The organism is Pseudomonas sp. H3_E04, from assembly GCF_054668915.1.
In genome coordinates this window covers 5,336,121-5,360,732 of record NZ_CP162797.1, presented here as the reverse complement: position 1 = coordinate 5,360,732, position 24,612 = coordinate 5,336,121, and the positions used below count along the sequence as shown (strand labels likewise).

The 24,612-nt window shown below is 61.5% G+C and carries 22 protein-coding genes; 7 read left to right on the top strand and 15 right to left on the bottom strand.

Features of this window, described 5'->3' with window-relative positions; genetic code table 11:
- Positions 1–26 precede the first annotated feature (26 nt).
- The 5 genes from AB4N53_RS24050 to pmbA all read right to left on the bottom strand — a co-directional run bounded on the left by AB4N53_RS24050 (position 27) and on the right by pmbA (position 4,473).
- On the bottom strand, positions 27–638 hold the full coding sequence (locus AB4N53_RS24050) for a superoxide dismutase (protein ID WP_133334726.1): 612 nt from the start codon (positions 636–638) through the stop codon (positions 27–29).
- Between the two features lies 1 nt (position 639).
- On the bottom strand, positions 640–1,080 hold the full coding sequence (locus AB4N53_RS24045) for a hypothetical protein (protein ID WP_042608764.1): 441 nt from the start codon (positions 1,078–1,080) through the stop codon (positions 640–642).
- A gap of 27 nt (positions 1,081–1,107) precedes the next feature.
- Positions 1,108–2,484: a class II fumarate hydratase gene (locus tag AB4N53_RS24040; protein ID WP_460123997.1), complete on the bottom strand. Its 1,377-nt coding sequence runs from the start codon at positions 2,482–2,484 to the stop codon at positions 1,108–1,110.
- Positions 2,465–2,872 (bottom strand): FagA protein, encoded by a 408-nt coding sequence (locus tag AB4N53_RS24035; RefSeq protein ID WP_460123994.1) that lies wholly within the window; start codon positions 2,870–2,872, stop codon positions 2,465–2,467. Before AB4N53_RS24035 ends, AB4N53_RS24040 begins: the two co-directional genes overlap by 20 nt.
- A 254-nt stretch (positions 2,873–3,126) precedes the next feature.
- The gene (gene pmbA, locus AB4N53_RS24030; protein WP_460123991.1) at positions 3,127–4,473 is read right to left on the bottom strand and encodes a metalloprotease PmbA; all 1,347 of its coding nucleotides are present in this window, start codon (positions 4,471–4,473) and stop codon (positions 3,127–3,129) included.
- Between the two features lie 108 nt (positions 4,474–4,581).
- Between pmbA and yjgA the strand changes: the two genes are divergently transcribed.
- Positions 4,582–5,106, top strand: a complete 525-nt coding sequence (gene yjgA, locus AB4N53_RS24025; RefSeq protein WP_016771692.1) for a ribosome biogenesis factor YjgA — start codon at positions 4,582–4,584, stop codon at positions 5,104–5,106.
- Between the two features lie 51 nt (positions 5,107–5,157).
- On the opposite strand, the gene tldD is transcribed toward yjgA, so the two are convergent.
- The 8 genes from tldD to mreB all read right to left on the bottom strand — a co-directional run bounded on the left by tldD (position 5,158) and on the right by mreB (position 16,404).
- On the bottom strand, positions 5,158–6,600 hold the full coding sequence (gene tldD / locus AB4N53_RS24020; RefSeq protein ID WP_016771693.1) for a metalloprotease TldD: 1,443 nt from the start codon (positions 6,598–6,600) through the stop codon (positions 5,158–5,160).
- A gap of 4 nt (positions 6,601–6,604) precedes the next feature.
- Positions 6,605–7,465, bottom strand: coding sequence for a carbon-nitrogen hydrolase family protein (locus AB4N53_RS24015; protein ID WP_460123988.1), 861 nt, complete (start codon positions 7,463–7,465; stop codon positions 6,605–6,607).
- 137 nt (positions 7,466–7,602) lie between these two features.
- Positions 7,603–11,406 (bottom strand): YhdP family protein, encoded by a 3,804-nt coding sequence (locus tag AB4N53_RS24010; RefSeq protein WP_460123985.1) that lies wholly within the window; start codon positions 11,404–11,406, stop codon positions 7,603–7,605.
- A 75-nt stretch (positions 11,407–11,481) separates the two neighbouring features.
- Positions 11,482–12,939: a ribonuclease G gene (gene rng / locus AB4N53_RS24005; protein WP_016771696.1), complete on the bottom strand. Its 1,458-nt coding sequence runs from the start codon at positions 12,937–12,939 to the stop codon at positions 11,482–11,484.
- Positions 12,940–12,997: 58 nt separating this feature from the next.
- Positions 12,998–13,594, bottom strand: a complete 597-nt coding sequence (locus tag AB4N53_RS24000) for a Maf family protein (RefSeq protein WP_460123982.1) — start codon at positions 13,592–13,594, stop codon at positions 12,998–13,000.
- A gap of 37 nt (positions 13,595–13,631) precedes the next feature.
- Positions 13,632–14,123, bottom strand: coding sequence for a rod shape-determining protein MreD (gene mreD, locus AB4N53_RS23995; protein ID WP_042608773.1), 492 nt, complete (start codon positions 14,121–14,123; stop codon positions 13,632–13,634).
- Positions 14,123–15,190, bottom strand: coding sequence for a rod shape-determining protein MreC (mreC, locus tag AB4N53_RS23990; RefSeq protein WP_460145075.1), 1,068 nt, complete (start codon positions 15,188–15,190; stop codon positions 14,123–14,125). The genes mreD and mreC overlap by 1 nt, the downstream gene beginning before the upstream one ends.
- Before the next feature lie 176 nt (positions 15,191–15,366).
- A complete protein-coding gene (gene mreB / locus AB4N53_RS23985) occupies positions 15,367–16,404 on the bottom strand; it encodes a rod shape-determining protein MreB (protein WP_002555108.1) in 1,038 nt (345 codons plus the stop codon).
- 211 nt (positions 16,405–16,615) lie between these two features.
- On the opposite strand from mreB, the gene gatC reads away from it, so the two are divergent.
- From gatC to AB4N53_RS23955, 6 genes are all read left to right on the top strand, one after another.
- Entirely contained in the window at positions 16,616–16,903 is a 288-nt protein-coding gene (gene gatC / locus AB4N53_RS23980; RefSeq protein WP_024011606.1) for an Asp-tRNA(Asn)/Glu-tRNA(Gln) amidotransferase subunit GatC, read from the top strand.
- Positions 16,904–16,919: 16 nt separating this feature from the next.
- Positions 16,920–18,371 (top strand): Asp-tRNA(Asn)/Glu-tRNA(Gln) amidotransferase subunit GatA, encoded by a 1,452-nt coding sequence (gatA, locus tag AB4N53_RS23975; protein ID WP_024011605.1) that lies wholly within the window; start codon positions 16,920–16,922, stop codon positions 18,369–18,371.
- A 10-nt stretch (positions 18,372–18,381) separates the two neighbouring features.
- A complete protein-coding gene (gene gatB, locus AB4N53_RS23970) occupies positions 18,382–19,827 on the top strand; it encodes an Asp-tRNA(Asn)/Glu-tRNA(Gln) amidotransferase subunit GatB (protein WP_016771702.1) in 1,446 nt (481 codons plus the stop codon).
- A gap of 149 nt (positions 19,828–19,976) precedes the next feature.
- Entirely contained in the window at positions 19,977–20,348 is a 372-nt protein-coding gene (locus AB4N53_RS23965) for a septal ring lytic transglycosylase RlpA family protein (protein ID WP_024011604.1), read from the top strand.
- Between the two features lie 97 nt (positions 20,349–20,445).
- Entirely contained in the window at positions 20,446–21,456 is a 1,011-nt protein-coding gene (locus AB4N53_RS23960) for a calcium/sodium antiporter (protein WP_460125247.1), read from the top strand.
- Positions 21,453–21,833 carry a carboxymuconolactone decarboxylase family protein gene (locus AB4N53_RS23955; protein WP_460123978.1) on the top strand — a complete coding sequence of 127 codons (381 nt, stop codon included), beginning with the start codon at positions 21,453–21,455 and terminating at the stop codon, positions 21,831–21,833. Before AB4N53_RS23960 ends, AB4N53_RS23955 begins: the two co-directional genes overlap by 4 nt.
- Before the next feature lie 117 nt (positions 21,834–21,950).
- Here AB4N53_RS23955 and AB4N53_RS23950 read toward each other — a convergent pair whose 3' ends face one another.
- Together AB4N53_RS23950 and garD are read right to left on the bottom strand one after the other, a co-directional pair.
- On the bottom strand, positions 21,951–22,892 hold the full coding sequence (locus AB4N53_RS23950; RefSeq protein ID WP_460123975.1) for an AEC family transporter: 942 nt from the start codon (positions 22,890–22,892) through the stop codon (positions 21,951–21,953).
- A 156-nt stretch (positions 22,893–23,048) separates the two neighbouring features.
- On the bottom strand, positions 23,049–24,602 hold the full coding sequence (gene garD, locus AB4N53_RS23945) for a galactarate dehydratase (RefSeq protein WP_016771706.1): 1,554 nt from the start codon (positions 24,600–24,602) through the stop codon (positions 23,049–23,051).
- Positions 24,603–24,612: the final 10 nt, after the last annotated feature.

The following is a 24,612-nucleotide window of genomic DNA, read 5'->3' as shown; positions in this document are numbered from 1 at the left end:
CAGCCCTGATTGTTTTTATTGAAGGCTTAAACCAGTGCGGCCTGATAGCGCGCAGCAACTTCCGGCCAGTTGATCACGTTGTAAAACGCGTTGATGTATTCCGGACGACGGTTCTGGTAGCGCAGGTAGTAGGCATGTTCCCAGACGTCGAGCCCGAGAATCGGGGTGTTGCCGTTCATCAACGGACTGTCCTGGTTACCGCTGCTTTCCACGACCAGTTTTTTCTCCGGGGTCACGCTGAGCCACGCCCAACCGCTGCCGAAACGGGTCAGCGCGGCTTTGGTGAACGCTTCCTTGAAACTGTCGAGTCCGCCCAGTTGCTCGTCGATAGCCTTGGCCAGCGCGCCGTCGGGCTTGCCGCCACCGTTGGGCACCATCACTTCCCAGAACAGCGAATGATTGGCGTGCCCGCCGCCCTGATTGATCACCGCCGCGCGAAGTTTTTCCGGCAGTTGCTGGACGCTGGCAACGAGTTTTTCCACCGGCCATTCGGCAAACTCGGTGCCTTCTACGGCGGCGTTGAGGTTATTGATGTAGGTCTGGTGATGCTTGGTGTAATGGATCTCCATGGTCTGCGCATCGATGTGCGGCTCGAGGGCATCGTAGGCGTAAGGCAAGGCAGGCAAGGTAAAAGCCATTTCAGTGGACTCCATACTGATGAGAAGTTGAGGCGCGGCGGGCATTGCCGGTGTCCGGATGCAGCAGGCGCTGGGTGCGCGGGTACTCGCCGTGCTCGCTGATGAAATTCAACAGTTCGACATAGGTCTTGCTGCTCTGGCGCAACGCCGCTTCACGCAGGGCCGGACGCAAGCGCTCGTCCTGCATGGTCTGCAACAAGCGCTGGTGGATGGCGCAGAGATACTCGGCGCTCTCCTCCGGTTGATTCAGGCGCAGATGCAGGTCGGCGAGGTTGTGATGAGAGACGACGCAGGCCGCCACCGCTTCGTCGGCATCCGCCCAGCGTTCGAACAACACTTGCGCCAGGGCCAGCGCTTGCAGGTACGCCTCGCGGGCGTCGATCAATTCGCCCAGCATGAAGCAGCGATTGGCCCGTTCGATCGTGCGTTTCCAGTGCTCCATGGTGAGCCTCCAAAGCGGTTGCGGGGTTTACACGCCGCCGGCGGTGAGTTTCTCGGGGTTGAGCAACTCTTCCAGCTGGCTACGCGACAGATCGGTGTGTTCCAGGGCGACGTCGATCACCGGGCGGCCTTCCTTGTAAGCCTGCTTGGCGATTTCGGCGGCTTTCTGGTAACCGATGATGGGGTTGAGCGCGGTGACCAGAATCGGGTTGCGCGACAACGCTTCTTGCAAGCGCGATTCGTTGACCTTGAAAGTAGCGATTGCCTTGTCACCGAGCAGGCGACTGGAGTTGGCCAGCAGTTCGATGCTGCTCAGCAGGTTATGCGCGATGATCGGCAACATCACGTTCAGTTCGAAATTGCCGGATTGCCCGGCGACGGTGATCACCGAGTCGTTGCCGATCACTTGCGCAGCGACCATGGCGGTGGCTTCCGGAATCACCGGGTTGACCTTGCCGGGCATGATCGATGAACCCGGTTGCAGCGCTTGCAGTTCAATTTCGCCGAGGCCGGCCAGGGGACCTGAGTTCATCCAGCGCAGGTCATTGGCGATTTTCATCAGCGACACCGCAGTAGCTTTGAGCTGGCCGGAGACGGCGACGGCGGTGTCCTGCGAGCCGATCAGCGCAAACAAGTCCTTGCCCGGGGCGAATTGCACATCGGTCAGTTGGCTCAGGTGCCGACTGAATCGCGCGGCGAACTCCGGATGCGCATTGATCCCGGTACCGACCGCGGTGCCGCCCTGCGCCAGCGCTTGCAGGCTTGGCAGCAAATCCTGCAGATGCGCGATGTTGGCCTTGAGTTGCTGCGCCCAGCCGTTAAGCACTTGGCTCATGCGCACCGGCATCGCGTCCATCAGATGGGTGCGGCCGGTTTTGACGTGATGATGCACTTGCTCGGCCTTGCGCTCGATGACCTGGACCAGATGCAACAGCGCCGGCAGCAGTTGTTCATGCAGCACCAGCGCGGCACTGACGTGGATGGTGGTCGGGATGATGTCGTTGCTGCTTTGCCCGCAATTGACGTGATCGTTGGCGTTGACCGGCTCGCCGAGCATTCGGCTGGCCAGCGTGGCGATCACTTCGTTGGCGTTCATGTTCGAGCTGGTGCCGGACCCGGTCTGGAAGATATCTACCGGAAAATGCTGCATGAAGTCGCCTTCGAGTAGGCCTTGGGCGGCATCGCTGATGGCTTTGCCCTGAGCCGCGCTGATCTGGTTCAACTCGACGTTGGCCCGGGCAGCGGCGGCTTTGGCGAGGATCAGCGCGCGGATGAACTGCGTCGGCATCGGTTTGCCGCTGATCGGGAAGTTATCCACTGCGCGCTGGGTTTGCGCGCCGTAGAGAGCGTCCACCGGCACCTGCAGTTCGCCCATGCCGTCGCGCTCAATACGTGTCTTGGTCATTGGGGTGTCCTTGCAGCAAATCAGTGAGGGGAATAGAGGGTTGCAACTCGCAGGTGGCGAGCTGCCAGGTGTAGCGTTGCCAGCGCTGCAAGCGGCACTGACACAGCGACAGGCGCTCCATTTCACGCAAGGGCCGCCAGGCTTGATCGACACAGAGGCTGCGCCAGTGCCACGGCAACGCCACATCGGTGGCAGTGTCGAGCAGCAGACGGAAAGACGTTTCGGCGACGGTCCAGGGCGAAGTGGCTGTGCAACAGGACAGGTAGCGCCCTTCTGCAAGGTAATGTTCGATCAGGCGCGGTTCGTCGGGATTCAGCGCGCAACGGATCTGGCGACTCATCCAGCGCCAGCTTCCGAGGTAGGGCTGCTCGTGCAAGGCAGAACTCATGATCCGGGACTCGTTCGGAGATGAGATTTATTATTAGATGACAATGAGAACCAACACAAGCACTCGGGTTTGCTCTGTTCACTTGTGGGAGCGAGCCTGCTCGCGAATGCGCGGTGTCAGTCAGCACATTCACAACTGATCCACCGCTTTCGCGAGCAGGCTCGCTCCCACAGGGAAATCGCAGTGAAACCAACAAAAAAGGCGCGCCATCCAGAACGGATGGCGCGCCTTTTCGGCTTTACGAAATCGGAAGCTTAGCTGCCGGCGACAGTCATCCGCTCAATCAATACAGAACCGGTGCGGATGTTGCTGCGCAGTTCCAGGTCGTTACCCACCGCGACAATCTGCTTGAACATGTCGCGCATGTTGCCGGCGATGGTCACTTCCTGCACAGCGAACTGGATCTCGCCGTTCTCGACCCAGAAACCCGCCGCGCCGCGCGAATAGTCGCCGGTGACCATGTTCAGGCCGTGCCCCATCAACTCGGTGACCAGCAGACCTCGGCCCATGCGCTTCAACAGCGCTGCCTGATCCTCGTCGCCATGGGTGACGAACAGGTTGTGCACCCCGCCCGCGTTGGCGGTGCTCGGCATGCCCAGCTTGCGCCCGGAGTAGGTGCCGAGGATGTAGGAGACCAGTTCGCCATTTTCGACGAACGGTTTGGCGTAAGTGGCCAGGCCATCACCGTCGTAGGAAGCACTGCCCATGGCACGCATCAGATGCGGACGCTCATCGATGGTCAGCCATTCCGGGAACAGCTTCTGCCCCAGGGTGCCTTCGAGAAATGACGATTTGCGATACAGGCTGCCGCCCGACACGGCCGAGAGGAAGCTGCCGAACAGGCCACCCGCCAGCTCAGCGGAAAACAGCACCGGCACCTCGCATGTCGGCACCGGACGCGCGCCCAGACGGCTGGCTGCTCGTTGCGCAGCACGCTGGCCGATGCTCACCGGATCGGCGAGCAGACTGCCCTGACGATTGACGTCGTACCAGTAATCGCGCTGCATCTGGCCATCGGCTTCGGCGATCATTACGCAACTCAGGCTGTGCCGGGTCGACGCGTAACCGCCGATGAAACCATGGCTATTGCCATAAACCCGGCAGCCCTGATGGGTGCTGAGGGTGGTGCCGTCGGCGTTCTTGATCCGCGCATCGGCGTCGAATGCCGCTGCCTCGCAGAGCAAAGCCTTCTCGATGGCCTGCTCCGGGGTAATGTCCCACTCGTGGAACAGGTCGAAATCCTGCACATCCCTGGCCATCAGAGCCGCATCGGCGAGGCCTGAGGCTTCGTCCTCGGAAGTGTGTTTGGCGATAGCCAGCGCCGCTGCGACCGTTTCACGAATCGCCTCTGGCCCGGTGGCCGAGGTGCTGGCCGAGCCCTTGCGCTGGCCAACATACAAGGTGATGCCAAAACCCTGATCACGGTTGAATTCAACGGTTTCGACCTCGCGCTGACGCACCGAGGTCGACAGGCCCTGCTCCAGCGACACCGCGACTTCACAGGCGCTGGCGCCCTGGCGCTTGGCTTCGGCGATGATCTGCTCGACCTGTTCTTGCAGTGCCGGCAATGCCTGCGGGCCGACGCTTTGAACTGCACTCATGCTCATCTCCACTCAAATTCTGCTTTCGGCTGGGGTCATCGAGCGACCGGGCCGGACAAGCGGCCCCCGACTGGTTATCATGGCGGCGTTTCTTTGCGGACTGCCACCATGGTTGATTCTTACGACGACTCCCTCGATACGGGAGAAAAAAGCAAATCTCAGGTCAAACGCGAGTTGCATGCGCTGGTTGACCTCGGCGAGCGCCTGACCACACTCAAGCCTGATCTGGTCGCCAAACTGCCATTGACCGACGCTTTGCGCCGGGCACTGGCCGATGCGCCCAAGCACACCGCGAACATCGCGCGTAAACGGCATTTGCAGTTCATCGGCAAACTGATGCGCGACCAGGACACGGACGCGATTCTGACTCTGCTCGATCAACTCGATGCCTCCACTCGCCAGTACAACGAGCGCTTCCATAATCTGGAACGCTGGCGTGACCGCCTGATCGCGGGCGATGACGCCGTACTGGAGAAATTCGTCATCGAGTACCCGGACGCCGATCGCCAGCAATTGCGTTCCCTGATCCGTCAGGCCCAGCACGAGGTTGCGCAAAACAAACCTCCGGCTTCGAGCCGCAAGATCTTCAAATACATTCGGGAGCTGGACGAGACTCAACGCGGCCTGCGTTGAAAATCGTCACCGGGTGGCCGTCCTGCGCGCCACCCGAAAGCCCCACCTTTCTTATGCGCCCGTGCCACCCACGGTAATCGCATCGATTTTCAGCGTTGGCTGGCCGACACCTACCGGCACCGACTGCCCATCCTTGCCGCACGTACCCACACCGCTGTCCAGCGCCAGATCGTTACCGACCATCGACACCCGGCTCATCGCCTCGGGACCGTTGCCGATCAACGTCGCGCCTTTGACCGGCGCGGTGATCTTGCCATCCTCGATCAGATAGGCCTCGCTGGTGGAAAACACGAACTTGCCGCTGGTGATGTCGACCTGACCGCCGCCGAGGTTGGCGCAGTAGATACCTTTCTTTACCGAGGCGATGATTTCCGCCGGATCGCTTTCGCCGCCGAGCATGTAGGTGTTGGTCATCCGTGGCATCGGCAGATGCGCGTAGGATTCGCGGCGACCGTTACCGGTGCGTGCCACGCCCATCAGGCGCGCATTGAGCTTGTCTTGCATGTAGCCCTTGAGTACGCCGTTTTCGATCAGCGTGGTGCACTCGGTCGGTGTGCCTTCATCATCGACGCTGAGCGAACCGCGACGGCCGCTCAAGGTGCCGTCATCGACGATGGTACAAAGCTTGGAGGCAACCATTTCGCCCATACGCCCGCTATAGGCCGAGCTGCCCTTGCGGTTGAAATCGCCTTCCAGACCGTGGCCGACCGCTTCGTGCAACAAAACGCCGGACCAGCCGGAACCGAGCACTACCGGCAAAGTACCGGCCGGCGCCGGAATCGCTTCAAGATTGACCAGTGCCTGGCGCAACGCTTCACGGGCGTAACCCATGGCGCGGTCCTCAGCAAGGAAGTAGCGGTAATCGGTACGCCCGCCGCCGCCATGCCCGCCGCGTTCGCGCCGGCCATTCTGTTCGACGATGACGCTGACATTGAAGCGCACCAGTGGGCGCACGTCGGCGGCCAGGCCACCATCAGTGGACGCGACCAGAATTCGCTCCCAGACCCCGGCCATGCTCACGCTGACCTGCTGAATGCGTGGATCGAGTGCGCGGGTGGCGACGTCGATGCGTTTGAGTAACTCGACTTTTTCCGCGCGGCTGAGCACTTCCAGCGGGTTATCCGGCGCGTAAAGTTGCGCGACGTCCTGGCTGGTGAAAGCCTGCACGGTGCCGTTCTGCCCGGCGCGGGAGATCGAGCGCGCGGCACGGGCCGCTGCGCCGAGGGCTTCGAGGGTAATCGCGTTGCTGTAGGCAAAACCGGTTTTTTCACCGGACTGCGCCCGCACGCCGACACCCTGATCGAGGTTGAAGCTGCCTTCCTTGACGATGCCGTCTTCCAGCGCCCATGACTCGGAAATCTGGCCCTGGAAATACAGGTCGGCGGCATCGATGCCCGGCCCGGCCAGATCGCCGAGCACGCCTTGCAGGCTCTCGATCGTGACACCGCCGGGTGCCAACAGGTGATCACTGACTGAGGACAACAACTCGCTCATAGGTTTACGCCTTAAATTCGTGTTCTGAAGCAGGCCGCTGGGCGCCCTGCGAGAAAAACCGCCGATGACGCGTCACCGGCATGCGCGCCCGGATGGACGCTTGTTCATCGCTGTCGCGGGCGGCCAGCAACACCGCCTCGCCTTGATCCTGCTGGGCCAGCACACGCCCCCACGGGTCGACAATCGCCGCATGCCCGAAGGTCTCGCGTGGCCCCGGATGGCTGCCGCCCTGTGCGGCTGCCAGCATATAACACTGTGTTTCGATGGCCCGCGCGCGGATCAGGACATCCCAATGCGCGGCGCCAGTCACGGCAGTAAAGGCCGACGGTGCGGTAATCAACTCGGCGCCGGCGGCGCGCAATTCGCTGTACAGCTCCGGGAAGCGCAAGTCGTAACACACGCTCAAACCGACGCGACCCACCGGCGTGTCCGCCACCACTACATTACCGCCATAAGCATAGTCATCTGATTCACGGTACCGGCCGCGATTGTCGGCGACATCGACATCGAACAGATGCAGCTTGTCATAGCGCGCGACGATCTCGCCGTGTTCGTTGATCAGCAGCGAGCAGGCATTGGCTTTGCCCGTGGGTTGATCCAACGGTGGCAACGGCAATGTACCGGCAACTATCCATAAGGTGAGGTCGCGGGCGGTCTGTTTCAACCAGGGCAGGATAGGGCCTTCGCCCAAGGCCTCGGCGCGGCCGATATCAGCAACGTCGCGACGGCCCATGGCGGCGAAATTTTCCGGCAGCACCGCGAGCTTCGCCCCGCCAGCGGCTGCCTGTTCAAGCAGGCGTCGGGCCTGGGCCAGATTGGCCAGCACGTCGCTCTGGCTGACCATTTGAATCACCGCTAGAGACATGGCCGCTCCTCGGAATTTACGCAGAACTGTGTAGGAGCTGCCGAAGGCTGCGATCTCTTGATCTTGATCTTGATCTTCAAAAACAAGATCAAAAGATCGCAGCCTTCGGCAGCTCCTACGGGGCTAGTGTCTGCTAGTTAAAAAGGCTTGTCGAAGGTGATTTTCGGCTCTTTCCATGGGCCTTTGACGGTGTACTTGACGCTGGCGAAGCGCGCGACGCGGTCGCCGATCAGCTTGTCGATGAGGAACAGCGCGCCACCGACCGCCGGTGCGCCGACAAGCAGCGCGGCGATCGGCAGGTTGTTGGTGACCGGCAGGGTCACCAACAATTTCGCATCGACCTTGTCGTCGACCAGATCCAGCGTGCCGTCCAGCTCAAGATTGCTCGAAGGCCCGGTCAGGCGAATCGGCTCGCGGGTAACGTAGACACCATTGTTCGCCACCAGCAGGCCTTTGACCCGATCGTAGCTCAAGCCCTTGCCGAACAGGTCGGAGAAGTCCAGACGCAGGCGCCGGCCGATCGAGTTGAAATTGAGCAGGCCGAACACCCGCAGCGCCTGAGCGCCGCCCTCCACTTCGACAAACTGCCCCTTGTTCAGCGAGGCATCAAGGGTGCCGGAAAAGCGCTTGGTCGCCAGCCACGCCGGCGAGCCCGGCCAGCGGCCATCGACATCCATGTGGAATTCTTCACTGGTGACGCTTGGTGCGAAGCCCCAACCCTTGAGTACGTCAGCCAGATTCTTGCCACCGATCCGCCCCTTGTACCAACTGCTGGTCGCACCCGGCGTGCCTTCCCAGCCGCCGTTGCCTTGCAGGAGGATGCCCTTGAGGCCCATGTCGAGATTGTTCAGGGCAATGCCTTTGGGGGTCGGTCGCACTTTCAGCGACCAGCCACCGACCAGATCGGGACCAAGGAACAACTGGTTGAGGGTGATATCCAGCGCCGGGATTTTCGTCGGGTCGACCGACGCCAATGGATCCGGCGCATTCTCGTCGGCCTGCACCGCCGGGTCCGGTGCCGGCAGCTTCACGTATTGCAGATTCACCGCGATCGGCACGCCCTTGGCGTCCGGCAGGCTGGCGCTGCCCTTGGCCTGCTGGCTGTCGAGAGCGAGATTCCACGCGCCTGGCTTGCGATTGATCTGCACCGAGGCCTGATCCAGGGTGGTGCCGAGCGCGGTCAGTTTGCCGACCTTGATGTCCGCGCTGCTGAGCAATTGTTTGGCGCTGCCACCCGGGTCCTGCCCGGCGTATTTATTCGCCAGATCCTGCCACGGCGCGACGTCCAGTTCCGACAACACCCCGCGAATGCGCAGGCCTTTGGCACCCGGCAGCACCGCTTCGCCAGTGCCGAGAAACAGCTCGCCACGCCCATCGGCAAAATTGCTCGGCGGCGCGGCAAAGGTGAAATTGGCCAGTTGATCGTAGTTGACCCAATAACGCCGCTCCTGCCCTTGCAAGGTCATGCGGAACACCGTGTCCCGCCCGACATCGGCGGCCATGCCGAATGGCGCCGGCAGATCAACTGCCACGCCTTTGAGGCTGGAGCTGACCATCAACTGGCTGTCGGCCCCGGAAAGATTCAGCTGCAACTGATACGGAATCGTCCCGGTCACCGGCAACGGTTGCGTCACGCCCAGCCAGTCAGTGAGTTTTTTCACTTCGACCTGCCCCGACGCCGCAACCCGGGTCTTGATCTGGTTGGGGCTGCCATCCGCGAAGATCTGCGCAGTCACCGGTTTGTCGAAGGCCCGTGCAGAGATGTTCTGACCGCTGAGGCCTTTGTTACTGTCGAAGCGAAAATCGCCCTTGAGCTGGCTCAGTTCCAGTTTCGGTTCGGCCAGTTTCAATCGCGCATTGGCGGTCTTGAAATCGACGAGGATTTTCGGCTGTTCGCCTTTGGCCAGCGGAATATCCAGCTTGAGCTTGCCGTTGAGATCACCCGCGCCCTCCCAACCGGCAAAGGTCTCGCCGGTGCCGATCGGCGCGTCCTGAAGAATCTTCAAGCCGTCGCCCAGGCCACCAGCAAATGCGCCATCAAGTAACAAATGCGAGTTCTGCCCGGCCGGTACGTGAGGAATATTGACGAAGACATCGCTGACTTGCGTATCGAGCAACTGGCCTTTGCTGGCCCAGATGCGCACGCCGCTGTCTTCGATGAACACGTCACCGCTGACCTTGCTCACGTGCGGCCAGCCCGGCTGAAACGCCAGTTCGGCATCATGGACCTTGAAGAACAGGCTGATGCTGCGATCGGCCTCGCCGGCGTTTTTGCTCAGCGAGCCCTGATACTGGAAGAAACCCTGATCCACCGCGCCTTTTAGAATCGCCGTGCGCAGCCACTCATCGAGCGCCGGGCTCAACACGGCCGGCAGGTATTTCGCAGTGTAGCGACCGTCGCCGTCGACCAGACCGACGCGCAGGTCCATGTAGTCTTCCTGGCTATGGTCGAAGTGCAGGCGGATGAGGAAGTCGCCGGCAATCTTGCCCTCCTCGCCCAGCACCTTCAGGTACGGCGCAATGAGCGTGAAGCCATCCTTGTCGAGTTTCCAGGTCAGCCGCGCATTGGCCTGCAGGTACTGCCATGGCTTGGCGAAGATCGGATCGAGGTGCAGGACGAAGTCCTTGCTGTCGAGGCGCAACTCACCGCCGTCCAGATTGCCACTGAGGCTGCCACTGACATTTCGCGCCGCCGGAGCGCCGTGATAGGCATCGAAACCGACGTTGTCGAGGTTGGCGGCAAAGCCGAATTTGTTGCCATCGGTGGCGGTTGGACGGAAGTCCAGCAGGACATTGCGCAGGCCGCCGGTCACCTTCAAACGCTCGACCACCGTGGCGAAACTCTGCGGCAGCGGCCCCAGCGCATTGAGCAGCGGCGTGATCGGGGTCAGATCGAGGCGATCGGCCTGCAAATGCCAGAGCTCTTCAGCCTCGGCGCTGGCGCGCGTCTGCTGTATCTGCAGGCGGGATTCCCAGCGGGTTTCGCCAAAGCTCATGGCCAGCGAATCGAGGGTGACGTTAACTCCCTCGGCTGTGTTGCGGTAATAGGCGTTGAGCGCCAGATTGTTGATCTGGATCGGCTTGCGCTCGGCGTAGGCGCCCGTGACGTGCGGTGCATTCAGGCGCAACGCGGCACTCTGCAACGCGCCTTCGGCCCAATCGACCCAGAGTTCGCCGCCGGCCTTGATCTCGGAAAAATTCCATTGCTGGGTCAGTCGCTCGGGCAGCCATTTCGACCAGTCGCTCTGCGGCAGGCTGGCATAACCCTCGATGGTACTGTTCTGCCACTGATCAGGACGCAATTGGGTACGCAGGCTCAGCGCCACAGGCTGGCCGTCGGGCAGCGTCAGCCGCGCGTCGAGCCGCTGACGACTGGCGCCGGTGCGCAGATTGAGGCCGACATAGGTGAGTGTCATGGGCGGGTGATCGAGCGGTTGCAGCGTCACCTGGCTGTCGAGCACCGACAATTGCTTGATCATCTGCGAGCGCTGGAACAGTTGCGCCGCATCGAACGGCTGATCCTTCTGCACCGGCAGGCCTTCCAGCGCCCAGGTACCGTCTTGGGCTTCCTTGAGGCTGATCTTCAAACCGTTGAGTTCGATATGCGCGAGGCGCACTTCGCGGGCGAGCACGCTGCCCCACATATCCGGCACCACCCGCACGCGGTCGAGGCGCAGAGCGTTGGCGCCGTCGCCGACCATCACGTCATGGGCCAGCAGGATCGGCGCGAAACCGCTCCAGTTGCCTTCCAGCTCCCCAATCTGCAAAGGCATGCCAAGGGCGGCACTGGCCTTGTCTTCGATGTCGGCGCGGTATTCGGCCACCAGCGGCGTCAGCTCGCGGCCGAGGCTGACGTACAACGCCATCAACACCAGAACCAACGCGCACAGGCCCAGCCCCCAACGGGTGAGTGCGGCCAAAATGCGTGTCAGACGCTCCATGTCAGTTGGCTCCCATGGCAAAAATACTGCGAAAAGCTGAGGCCAGCCGCTTTGAATGAGTGGTGATGCAGGGCTTCAGAGCAGCACCACGTCATATTGTTCCTGGGAATACATGGTTTCCACCTGGAAGCGTATGGTGCGGCCGATAAAGCCTTCAAGCTCGGCGACGTTACCGGATTCTTCGTCAAGCAGGCGATCGACCACTTTCTGGTTGGCCAGTACACGGTAGCCCTCGGCCTGGTAGGCCCGGGCCTCGCGCAGAATCTCGCGGAAGATCTCGTAACAGATGGTTTCGGCGGTCTTCAGTTTGCCGCGTCCCTGGCAACTGCTGCACGGTTCGCACAGCACCTGCTCAAGGCTTTCGCGGGTGCGCTTGCGGGTCATCTGCACCAGGCCCAACTCGGTGATGCCGATGATGTTGGTCTTGGCGTGATCGCGCTCCAGCTGTTTCTCCAAAGTGCGCAGGACCTGACGCTGGTGCTCTTCATCTTCCATGTCGATGAAGTCGATGATGATGATCCCGCCGAGATTGCGCAGGCGCATCTGCCGGGCAATCGCCGTGGCCGCTTCGAGATTGGTCTTGAAAATGGTTTCTTCGAGATTGCGGTGACCGACGAACGCCCCGGTGTTGACGTCAATGGTGGTCATGGCTTCAGCCGGATCGATCACCAGATAACCACCGGACTTCAGCGGCACCTTACGCTCCAGCGCGCGCTGAATTTCGTCTTCAACACCATACAGGTCGAAGATCGGCCGCTCGCCCGGATAGTGTTCCAGACGATCGGCGATTTCCGGCATCAGTTCGGCGACGAACTGTGTGGTTTTCTGAAAGGTTTCCCGCGAGTCGATGCGGATCTTCTCGATCTTCGGATTGACCAGATCACGCAGGGTGCGCAGGGCCAGTCCGAGGTCCTCGTAGATCACACTCGGCGCGGCGATAGTCTTGATCTGTTCGTTGATCTGGTCCCACAGGCGGCGCAGGTAACGGATGTCCATGAGGATTTCATCAGCGCCCGCGCCTTCAGCAGCCGTGCGCAGGATGAAGCCGCCGGCCTCCTTGATACCTTCCTTGGCTACGCAATCGCTGACCACCTGCTTGAGACGCTCGCGCTCGGCTTCGTCTTCGATCTTCAGGGAAATCCCGACGTGGGCGGTGCGCGGCATGTACACCAGATAACGCGAAGGGATCGACAGTTGCGTGGTCAGGCGTGCGCCTTTGGAGCCGATCGGATCTTTGGTGACTTGTACCACCAGGCTCTGGCCCTCGTGTACCAGCGAACTGATGCTTTCCACGGCCGGGCCTTCTCGCAGAGAGATTTCGGCGGCGTGAATGAAAGCCGCGCGATCGAGGCCGATGTCGACGAATGCCGCCTGCATGCCCGGCAGGACGCGAACGATCTTGCCTTTATAGATGTTGCCGACGATCCCGCGTTTCTGCGTGCGCTCGACGTGGACTTCTTGCAGCACACCGTTTTCGACCACCGCCACGCGCGACTCCATCGGCGTGATGTTGATCAGAATCTCTTCACTCATGGCAGGATCTCGTTCAGGCATGTTCACGATAGTGGCCGCATCTGGATTCGTACGACGCTCAGGGCGTGTTCAGGTTTTGCCAACAGGGTATGCCGAAATGGCCCAACACCTCGCAGGTTTCGCAAAGCGGCAGGCCAACCACCGCCGAATAGCTGCCTTCGAGCCCGGCGACAAACACCGCGCCCAGGCCCTGAATGCCGTAGCCGCCGGCCTTGTCGCGCGGTTCGCCACTGGCCCAGTAAGCGCTGGCCTCTTCGCGGCTGATCGTGCGGAAACGCACGCGACTGCGCACCACCCGCGACTCGCAGCGCTCGCCTTCAAGCACGGCGATGGCGGTCAGCACTTCGTGTTCGTTGCCGGACAACATCATCAGCATGGCGCATGCGTCGGCTTCGTCCACCGGTTTGCCAAGAATTTTGCCGTCGAGCACCACTGCGGTGTCGGCGCCAAGCACGCAGAACGGCTGGTCAGAGACGACCGAGCGGCGCCCGGCCTCAGCCTTGCCACGCGCGAGGCGTTCGACATAGGCCGAAGGGGATTCATCAGAAAGCGGGGTTTCGTCGATATCCGCGCTGATGGCGGCGAAGTGCACGCCGATCTGCGTGAGCAATTCACGGCGACGCGGTGAGCCGGAGGCGAGGTAAAGCAGTTTCATCAAAACATCTCCCTGTTCAGTGCCCTGCTTCACCGGCTCAATAGATTCTGTAGCGTCGGCACATCCCGCGAAGGGCGAAGCTGACCCACGGCCAGAGCAAGGCACTGACCAGCGCCGGCAAGACCAACGCCAGGGTTGGCTGGCGGTTGCCGGTCAGAGCGCTGAGCCACAGTTGCGCCAATTGTGCGAGGCCGAAGATCACCAGGATCACCAGGCATTGCTGCCACATCGGGAACATGCGCAGGCGCTGCTGCAACGACAACACGAGGAAAGTAATCAGAGTCAGGATCAGCGCGTTCTGCCCGAGCAGGTCGCCCTGCAGAACATCTTCGGCCAGCCCCAGACAGAACGCCGTGACCATGCCGACCGTGTGCGGCATGTACAGCGCCCAAAACGTCACGAGCAAGGCCAGCCACAGCGGGCGAAGGATTTCCATGAAGATCGGCAACGGTGAAACGCTGAGCAGGATGCCGACGAAGAACGTCAGCCAGATCATCCAGCCGTTTGCGGATTTTTTCGCGCCGACCATTATTCTCGTCCCCCGGTAGTCGCTGGCGGTTTCGCCGGTGGTTTGCTCGCGGCCGGCGGTTTGGCAGCGGCCGGAGCGGCAGCGGGCGGTTTGCTCGCGGCGGGCTTGGCAGGCGTGGCGGCAGGCGCTGATGCTTCAGCGGCCGGCGCTGCGGTAGCGGTCGACGGCGTGGCAGGCATGATCAACGGTTTCGGCACGCTGGCCGGCAACATCGGGCCACCGCCGTGGGCGTCGAGCTGTTCCTGCGCCTGGGCCGCGTCATTGGCGCGTTCCTCGGCGGTGCGGCTGTCGCTGAACACCAGCAGCAGATAGCGACTGCGGTTCAGGGCGGCGGTGGGCACGGCGCGGACGATAGCGAACGGTTGGCCGGAATCGTGGATGACTTCCTTGACCGTCGCCACCGGATAACCGGCCGGGAAACGCTGGCCAAGGCCGGAACTGACCAGCAGATCGCCTTCCTTGATGTCCGCCGTGTCGGCGACATGACGCAACTCCAGGCGCTCCGGGTTGCCGGTGCCACTGGCAATCGCGCGCAGACCGTTACGGTTCACCTGTACGGGAATGCTGTGGGTGGTGTCGGTCAGCAGCAGGACACGCGAGGTGTACGGCATCAATTCAACCACCTGGCCCATCAGCCCGCGTGCATCGAGCACCGGTTGGCCGAGCACCACGCCGTCGCGCTCACCTTTGTTGATGATGATGCGATGGGTGAAGGGGTTGGGATCCATGCCGATCAACTCGGCGACTTCGACCTTTTCATTGACCAGTGCGGAGGAATTGAGCAACTCGCGCAGCCGCACGTTCTGCTCGGTCAGGGCCGCGAGCTTTTGCATGCGCCCCTGCAACAGCAGGTTTTCGGTCTTGAGTTTTTCGTTTTCGGCGACGAGCTCGGTGCGGCTGCCGAACTGACTGGCGACCCCTTCCCACAAGCGGCCGGGCAGGTCCGTGATCCAGTAGGCATCCATGAGCACCAGCGACGCTTGCTTGCGCGCGGGCTTGAGCAGGTCGAAACGTGCATCGACCACCATCAGTGCGACCGCGAGCACGGCCAGCACCAACAGGCGCACGCCCAACGAAGGGCCTTTGGTGAAAAGCGGTTTAATAAGCCGCTCCTCCCAGGCAAATGTTCTGTTTATTCATACGGCATCAAACCGGCCTGGATGAAGACTGACAGAAGATAAACGCCAACAGGCAGCACTGCAAAGTGCTGCCTGTGCGTTCACCCACGTATTGCATACGAAGCTTATTCGCTCGAAAGCAGATCCATGGTGTGCTTATCCATCATTTCCAGCGCACGGCCACCGCCGCGAGCAACGCAAGTCAGCGGATCTTCGGCAACGATCACCGGCAGACCGGTTTCCTGGGCCAGCAACTTGTCGAGGTCACGCAGCAGCGCGCCACCACCGGTCAGTACCAGGCCACGCTCGGCGATGTCGGAAGCCAGTTCCGGCGGCGATTGCTCCAGCGCGCTTTTCACGGCCTGAACGATGGTTGCCAGCGACTCTTGCAGAGCCTCGAGCACTTCGTTGGAGTTCAGGGTGAATGCGCGTGGAACGCCTTCGGCCAGGTTGCGACCGCGAACATCGACTTCGCGTACTTCGCCGCCCGGGTAGGCGGTACCGATTTCCTGCTTGATGCGCTCGGCGGTGGATTCACCGATCAGGCTGCCGTAGTTGCGGCGCACGTAGGTGATGATCGCTTCGTCGAAACGGTCGCCGCCGACACGTACGGATTCGGCGTAAACCACACCGTTCAGGGAGATCAGGGCGATTTCAGTGGTACCACCACCGATATCCACGACCATCGAACCGCGCGCTTCTTCAACCGGCAGACCGGCGCCGATCGCAGCAGCCATCGGCTCTTCGATCAGGAACACTTCACGGGCACCGGCACCAAGGGCCGATTCACGGATGGCGCGACGCTCAACCTGGGTGGACTTGCATGGAACGCAGATCAGCACACGAGGGCTGGGCTGCAGGAAACTGTTTTCGTGAACCTTGTTGATAAAGTACTGCAGCATCTTTTCGCAGACGCTGAAGTCGGCGATCACGCCGTCCTTCATCGGACGAATGGCAGCAATGTTGCCCGGCGTACGGCCGAGCATGCGCTTGGCCTCGGTGCCGACAGCGACGACACTTTTCTGGTTACCGTGTGTCCGAATGGCCACAACCGATGGCTCATTCAGGACGATACCGCGCTCGCGCACGTAAATAAGGGTGTTGGCAGTGCCCAGGTCAATGGAAAGATCGCTGGAAAACATGCCACGCAGTTTCTTGAACATGGGAAAGGGACCCTAGGCAACGCGTGGGTAAAAAAGTGCGGCAAACTCTAACAACGACAGGGATTTTGGGCAAGGCGCCAATATGTTAAATTGGCCGCTTTTCTGTGCACCAAGCCCCACAATCGCGGCCTTATGACCGTAGAAGTGCGGTAGTGTTCCGACAATCTAACACACGGACGCCGTCCGTTCTGTTTTCCACTGGAGAATCCCGATGGCGCTAGAACGCTCCGACGTGGAAAAAATCGCGCATCTGGCCTGCCTTGGCCTCAACGATGCCGATCTTCCGCACATTACTTCCGCCCTCAACAGCATTCTCGGGCTGGTCGACGAAATGCAGGCCGTTGATACCGACGGTATCGAGCCGCTGGCCCACCCTTTGGAAGCCAGTCAGCGCCTGCGCGCCGACGTGGTGACCGAGACGAATAATCGCGAGGCCTACCAGTCCATCGCACCAGCGGTCGAAAACGGCCTGTATCTGGTTCCGAAAGTCATCGACTAAAGGGAAAGAGCCTGCAATGCATCAAATGACTCTGGCCGAGATCGCCCGCGGTCTCGCCGATAAAAAGTTTTCCTCCGAAGAGCTGACCAAAGTCCTGCTGGCGCGTATTACCCAGCTCGATCCGCAGCTCAACAGTTTCATCAGCCTCACCGAGGATCTGGCCATCGAGCAGGCGAAAGCCGCCGATGCACGCCGGGCCAATGGTGAGAGCGGCGCCCTGCTCGGCGCGCCGATCGCTCACAAGGATCTGTTCTGCACCCAGGGCATCCGCACCAGCTGCGGCTCGAAGATGCTCGACAACTTCAAGGCTCCGTACGACGCCACCGTAGTCGCGAAACTGGCAGCTGCCGGCGCCGTGACTCTGGGCAAGACCAACATGGACGAATTCGCCATGGGTTCGGCCAACGAGTCGAGCTGGTACGGCGCAGTGAAAAACCCTTGGAACCTGGAACACGTGCCGGGCGGTTCGTCCGGTGGCTCGGCGGCGGCAGTTGCCGCTCGTTTGTTGCCAGCCGCCACGGCCACTGACACCGGCGGTTCGATTCGTCAGCCGGCGGCGTTCACCAACCTCACTGGCCTGAAGCCGACCTACGGTCGCGTTTCGCGGTGGGGCATGATTGCCTATGCTTCCAGCCTCGATCAGGGTGGCCCGTTGGCGCGCACCGCCGAAGACTGCGCGATTCTGCTGCAAGGCATGGCCGGCTTCGACCCGAACGACTCCACCAGCATTGATGAGCCAGTGCCGGATTACTCCGCCAGCCTCGGCGAGTCGCTGCAAGGCCTGCGCATCGGCGTGCCGAAGGAATACTTCAGCGCCGGTCTCGACCCGCGCATTGCCGAGCTGATCCAGAACAGCATCCAGCAGTTGCAGAAGCTCGGTGCCGTGATCAAGGAAATCAGCCTGCCGAACATGCAGCACGCAATCCCGGCTTATTACGTGATCGCCCCGGCAGAGGCCTCCTCGAACCTGTCGCGTTTCGACGGCGTGCGTTTCGGCCATCGCTGCGAGAACCCGGAAAACCTCATCGACCTGTACAAGCGCTCCCGTGGCGAAGGCTTCGGCGCGGAAGTGCAGCGCCGGATCATGGTCGGTGCCTACGCGCTGTCCGCCGGTTACTACGACGCCTACTACCTGAAAGCACAGAAGATCCGGCGTCTGGTGAAGAACGATTTCATGGCTGCGTTCAATGAAGTCGACATCATCCTCGGCCCGACCACGCCGAATCCGGCCTGGAAGCTTGGCGCGAAGAACAGCGACCCGGTCGCGGCCTATCTGGAAGACGTCTACACCATCACCGCCAACCTCGCCGGCCTGCCGGGCCTGTCGATGCCGGCCGGTTTTGTCGACGGTCTGCCGGTGGGCGTGCAGTTGCTCGCGCCGTACTTCCAGGAAGGCCGCCTGTTGAACGTTGCCCACCAGTATCAGCTCAACACTGACTGGCACACCCGCACCCCAACCGGCTTCTGAGGAGACACACATGCAATGGGAAGTCGTGATCGGGCTGGAGATTCACACTCAGCTCACCACCCGGTCGAAAATCTTTTCCGGTAGTTCCACCACGTTTGGTTCCGAGCCAAATACCCAGGCCAGTCTGATCGACCTGGGCATGCCCGGCGTGCTGCCGGTGCTCAACCAGGAAGCGGTGCGCATGGCGGTGATGTTCGGTCTGGCGATTGACGCCGAGATCGGTCAGCACAACGTGTTCGCCCGCAAGAACTACTTCTATCCGGACCTGCCCAAGGGCTACCAGATCAGCCAGATGGAACTGCCCATCGTTGGCAAAGGCCACCTGGACATCGCCCTGGAAGACGGCACGGTCAAACGCGTCGGCATCACCCGCGCGCATCTGGAAGAAGATGCCGGCAAGAGCCTGCACGAAGAATTCAACGGTGCCACCGGCATCGACCTGAACCGTGCCGGCACGCCGCTGCTGGAAATCGTTTCCGAGCCGGACATGCGCAGCGCCAAGGAAGCCGTGGCTTACGTCAAGGCGATCCATGCGCTGGTGCGCTACCTGGGCATCTGCGACGGCAACATGGCCGAAGGCTCGCTGCGTTGCGACTGCAACGTCTCGGTACGCCCGAAAGGCCAGGTCGAGTTCGGCACTCGCTGCGAGATCAAGAACGTCAACTCGTTCCGTTTCATCGAGAAGGCGATCAACTCGGAAATCCAGCGTCAGATCGAGCTGATCGAAGACGGCGGCAAGGTCATCCAGCAGACCCGTCTGTACGATCCGAACAAGGACGAGACCCGTCCGATGCGTTCGAAAGAGGAAGCCAACGACTACCGTTACTTCCCCGATCCGGACCTGCTGCCGGTGGTCATCGAAGAGTCGTTCCTCGGTGAAGTGCGGGCGACCCTGCCGGAACTGCCACCGCAAAAGCGCGAACGCTTCCAGAGCCAGTTCGGTCTGTCGGCTTATGACGCCAACGTGCTGGCTACCAGCCGTGAACAAGCAGACTACTTCGAGAAAGTCGCGGCCATCGGTGGCGACGCGAAACTGGCGGCGAACTGGGTGATGGTCGAGTTGGGCAGCCTGCTCAACAAGCAGGGCCTGGACATCGAGGATTCGCCGGTGTCCGCCGAGCAACTGGGCGGCATGCTGCAGCGCATCAAGGACAACACCATCTCCGGCAAGATCGCCAAGGTGGTGTTCGAAGCGATGGCCAACGGCGAAGGCAGTGCTGACGAGATCATCGAGAAGCGCGGCCTCAAGCAAGTCACCGACACCGGCGCGATCTCGGCCGTGCTCGACGAAATGCTCGCGGCCAACGCCGAACAGGTCGAACAGTACCGCGCGGCAGACGAAGCCAAACGCGGCAAGATGTTCGGCTTCTTCGTCGGCCAGGCCATGAAAGCCTCGAAAGGCAAGGCCAACCCGCAGCAGGTGAACGAACTGCTGAAAAGCAAGCTCGAAGGCTGACCACGGTGGAGCCAGATCCAAAGCCTGGCTCCATCCCCTGTGGGAGCGAGCCTGCTCGCGAAAGCGCCATGACATCCGACACGGATGTTGCGACTGACGGCCTCTTCGCGAGCAGGCTCGCTCCCACATTTGTATCCGGGAAACCTTGAATGAAGCGTCTGTTGCTGAGCAGCGCCCTGCTCTCCCTGCTGGCCGGTTGCGCCAGTACCGACACCATCGACCCGCACGGTTACGACCAGACCGGCGTCGCCTCCTACTATGGAGCCAAACATCACGGTAAGCGCACCGCCAGCGGCGAAGCGTTCAACCAGCATTCCCTGACCGCCGCCCACCGCCAGTTGCCGTTCGGCACGCGGGTGAAAGTCACCAATCTGAAAAACGATGAATCAGTCGTGGTCCGCATCAATGACCGTGGCCCGCACACCCGTGGCCGACTGATCGATCTGTCACGCGAGGCCGCCGATGAAATCGGCATGCTGCGCAGTGGCACCGCACGGGTTCGCGTGCAGGCCCTCGACTGATGGAGCGCCGACCATTTTCGGACTAGCCGATCTGCCGCTGATCAACGTCATCGAACTGTTCAGTGGCCTGTGTCTTCTGATCATCGGCGCTGAGCTGATGGTGCGCGCCGCCGTACGTCTGGCCGAGCGTCTGCATGTGCGCCCGCTGATCATCGGCCTGACCATCGTCGCCCTCGGCAGCAGCGCGCCGCAGATGACCGTCAGCCTGCAAGCGGCGCTGACCGATAACCCCGACATCGCCGTCGGCAGCGTGGTCGGCAGCGGCATCTTCAACATCCTCGTAACCCTTGGCCTCTCGGCACTGATCATCCCGCTGCGCGTGTCGCGGCAACTGGTGCGTCTGGATATACCGCTGATGATCGGCGCCAGTCTGCTGGTGTTCATCCTCGCCTGGAACAAGGACCTCGGGCGTTTCGACGGCATCCTGCTGCTCGGCGCTCTGGCGTTGTACCTCGGCTTGCTGTTTCGCCAGTCGCGCCACTCGACGCGACCTCATACAGAACGCCCAACCGAGACGCAGCAATCCTGGCTGATCAGCGGGCTGATGATTCTCGCTGGCCTGACCATGCTGGTGTTCGCCGGCCGTTTGCTGCTCGGCGCCGCCGTGGTCGTGGCCACCGATCTTGGCCTGTCGGAACGGGTCATCGGCCTGACAGTCGTCGCGGTCGGCACCTCGCTGCCGGAACTGGCGACTTCGCTGATCGCGGCGTTGCGCGGGCAGCGCGACATTGCCGTGGGCAACGTGATCGGCGCCAATCTGTTCAACCTGCTCGGGGTGCTCGGCCTGACCGCGCTGCTCGCACCGACGCCGCTTTCGGTATCGCCCAATGCGCTGGATTTCGACTTGCCGGTAATGCTCGGCGTCGCTGCGCTGTGCCTGCCGGTGTTCTATTCCGGCTACCGCGTGACCCGGGCCGAAGGCTTGCTGCTGCTCGGTTTGTATCTGGTTTACGGGCTGCATGTGGTGTCGTTCACCACCGGCATGCCGCTGGCCGGCAGACTCGAGCGCTTGATGCTGTTTTATGTCCTGCCGGCGCTGCTGACGTTTCTGCTGTTCACGTCGATCCGCGCCTGGCGTCGCCAACACCACAAGAGAGATGTGCCATGAGCGAGTCGAAGCAGTCCGGGGTTGAAATCCGTCGTCAGGTCATGGGCGATGCGTTCGTTGATCGCGTCTTGGGCAATGCCACCGAGTTCACCCAGCCGTTGCAGGATTTCGTCAATGAACACGCGTGGGGCGGGGTGTGGAATCGCGAAGGTCTGTCGCTGAAAACCCGCAGCCTGATTACCCTCGCCGCGCTGACCGCGTTGAAGTGTCCGCAGGAGTTGAAGGGCCACGTACGCGGCGCGTTGAACAACGGCTGCACGGTGGAGGAGATTCGCGAGGCGCTGCTGCATTGCGCGGTGTATGCCGGCGTACCGGCGGCGATTGATGCGTTTCGCGCGGCGCAGGAAGTGATCGATACCTACCAGAAACCTGAGTGATTCAGTGCTGCTGAACTAGCTTTCGCGAGCAGGCTCGCTCCCACATTTGGAATGCATTTCAAATGCGGGAGCGAGCCTGCTCGCGAAGAGGCCCTGCCAGACACCGCACATCCTTGATCAGATCCACCCACCCCACTGCAACACAAAGATCCCGACATTGGTGGTAATCGCCGCCATCAACGTGGTCAGCACAATGATCGCCGCCGCCAGCTCATGATTGCCCTGCGCCGCCCGGGCCATGACGAAACTTGCCGCCGCCGTCGGGCTGCCAAAGTAGAGAAACAGAATCCCCAGCTCTGCCCCGCGAAAGCCCCACAGCCACGCGCCGAACGTTGCCAATAACGGCAGACCGACCATCTTCACCAGGCTGGAGCTGAGCGCCATGTTGCCACTCTTGCGCAACGCCGCCAGTGACAGCGTGCCGCCGATACAGATCAGCGCCAGCGGCAGCGTGGTCTGCGCCAGATACTGACCGGAGGTTTCCAGCCAGCCCGGCAAACCGATCTTGAAATAAGCGAACGGCGCCGCCGAAATCACGCTGATGATCAGCGGGTTGCTGAACACGCTTTTGCAGATGCTCCACGGATCGGACTTGATCACCGGGCTGTACACCGCCAGCACGATGGTCGACAGCGTGTTGTAGAACAGGATCACCAGCGCCGCGAGAATCGCCCCGAGGGAAATACCGTAATCACCGTACATGCTCGCGGCGAGCGCCAGACCGATCACGCCGTTGTTGCCGCGAAACGCGCCCTGGGTGTAGATGCCGCGATCTTCACGCGGACACTTGAAAATCGCCCAGCCCCAGGCCACCGCGAAACTCACCAGCGTTGCGAGGGAAAAGTAAATGAGCAGCGAAGGTTGCAGCGCGGCGTGCAGGTCAGCGTGGAGAATGCCGAGAAACAGCAGAGCCGGCATCGTGACGTTGAACACCAGCGATGAGGCGGTGTGGATGAAGTTGTCGTTGATCCAGTCGATGCGCTTGAGCAGCACACCGAGAAACAGCATGGCAAACACCGGCGCGGTGATGTTCAGGGTTTCAAGAAAGATTGCCAGCATGCCGGATAGCCTTGGATGAGCGTCGATAGGGGGCTAATGATAAGCCACAAGTCCTTCGGCGTCTGGCAGATCGCTTTCGCGAGCAGGCTCGCTCCCACATTTGCAATGCATTTCCCTGTGGGAGCGAGCCTGCTCGCGAAGAACGATGACGCGGTCTCAGGTAATCGGCGCCGGGTTGAACAAGGTAATGTCGTTATGCAGCTTGTGCTTCTCCGCCCAGGTCTGTTGCTTGCCACTGGCAACGTCCAGGTAATAGTGAAACAGCTCCCAGCCGAGCTCTTCGATGGTCGCACGCCCGGTGGCGATGCGTCCGGCATCGATATCGATCAGGTCCGGCCAGCGCTGCGCCAGTTCAGTCCGCGTCGAAACCTTGACCACCGGCGCCATGGCCAGCCCATAAGGCGTGCCGCGACCGGTGGTGAACACGTGCAGGTTCATACCCGCCGCCAGTTGCAACGTACCGCAAACAAAATCGCTCGCCGGCGTCGCGCAGAAAATCAGGCCCTTGTGCTTGAAGCGCTCGCCCGGGCCGAGCACGCCGTTGATCGCGCTGCTGCCAGACTTGACGATCGAGCCCAGCGACTTCTCGACAATGTTCGACAACCCGCCCTTCTTGTTGCCCGGCGTGGTGTTGGCGCTGCGATCAGCCTCGCCCTTGGCCAGATAACGGTCGTACCAGTCCATCTCGCGCACCAGCTCTTCGGCGACGGTTTGCGTCTGCGCCCGTGAGGTCAGCAGATAGATCGCATCGCGCACTTCGGTGACTTCGGAAAACATCACCGTAGCCCCCGCACGCAATAGCAAGTCCGAGGCATAACCCAGCGCCGGGTTGGCGGTGATGCCGGAGAACGCATCGCTGCCGCCGCACTGCATACCGAGAATCAGCTCGGAGGCCGGCACGGTTTCGCGGCGGCGCTGGTCGAGTTTCTTCAAACGAACTTCAGCCAGCTCCATGATCTGCTCGATCATTTCGGTGAAGCCGTGACTGGAATCCTGCAAGCGGTACAACCACGGATCGCTGAGATCCACCGAGGCATCGTCCTCGTGCATCACCTGCCCGGCCTGCAATTTCTCGCAGCCCAGACCGATCACCAGCGCTTCGCCACCCAGGTTCGGGTTGCGCGCCAGATTGCGCACGGTACGAATCGGGATGTAGGCGTCGGTGGCGGTAATCGCCACACCGCAGCCATAACTGTGGGTCAGTGCCACCACGTCATCGACGTGCGGGTACTTCGGCAGTAGCTCTTCCTTGATGCGCTTGACCGCGTGATCGAGCACGCCGGTGACGCACTGCACGGTGGTAGTGATGCCGAGAATGTTGCGCGTGCCGACGGTGCCGTCGGCATTGCGATAACCCTCGAACGTGAAGCCTTCCAGCGGTGCCTGGGCATCCGGCACATCGGTGGACAGCGGCAAGCTGTCCAGCGGCGGCGCGGTCGGCATGCGCAGTTGATCTTCCTTGACCCAACTGCCACGGCGGATTGGCTGCAACGCGTAGCCGATGATCTGCCCGTAACGAATCACCGGGCCGCCTTCGGGAATATCCTCCAGGGTGACCTTGTGGCTCTGCGGCACGAAATCCAGCGTGACGAGGCCATCGGCGAACTCGGTACCGGCCGGTACGCCCTGATCATTGACCACCACTACAACGTTGTCCCGCTCGTGCAGGCGGATGTAGCGCGGCGAGTCGGAATGTTCAATCAACTGCATGACGCCGCTC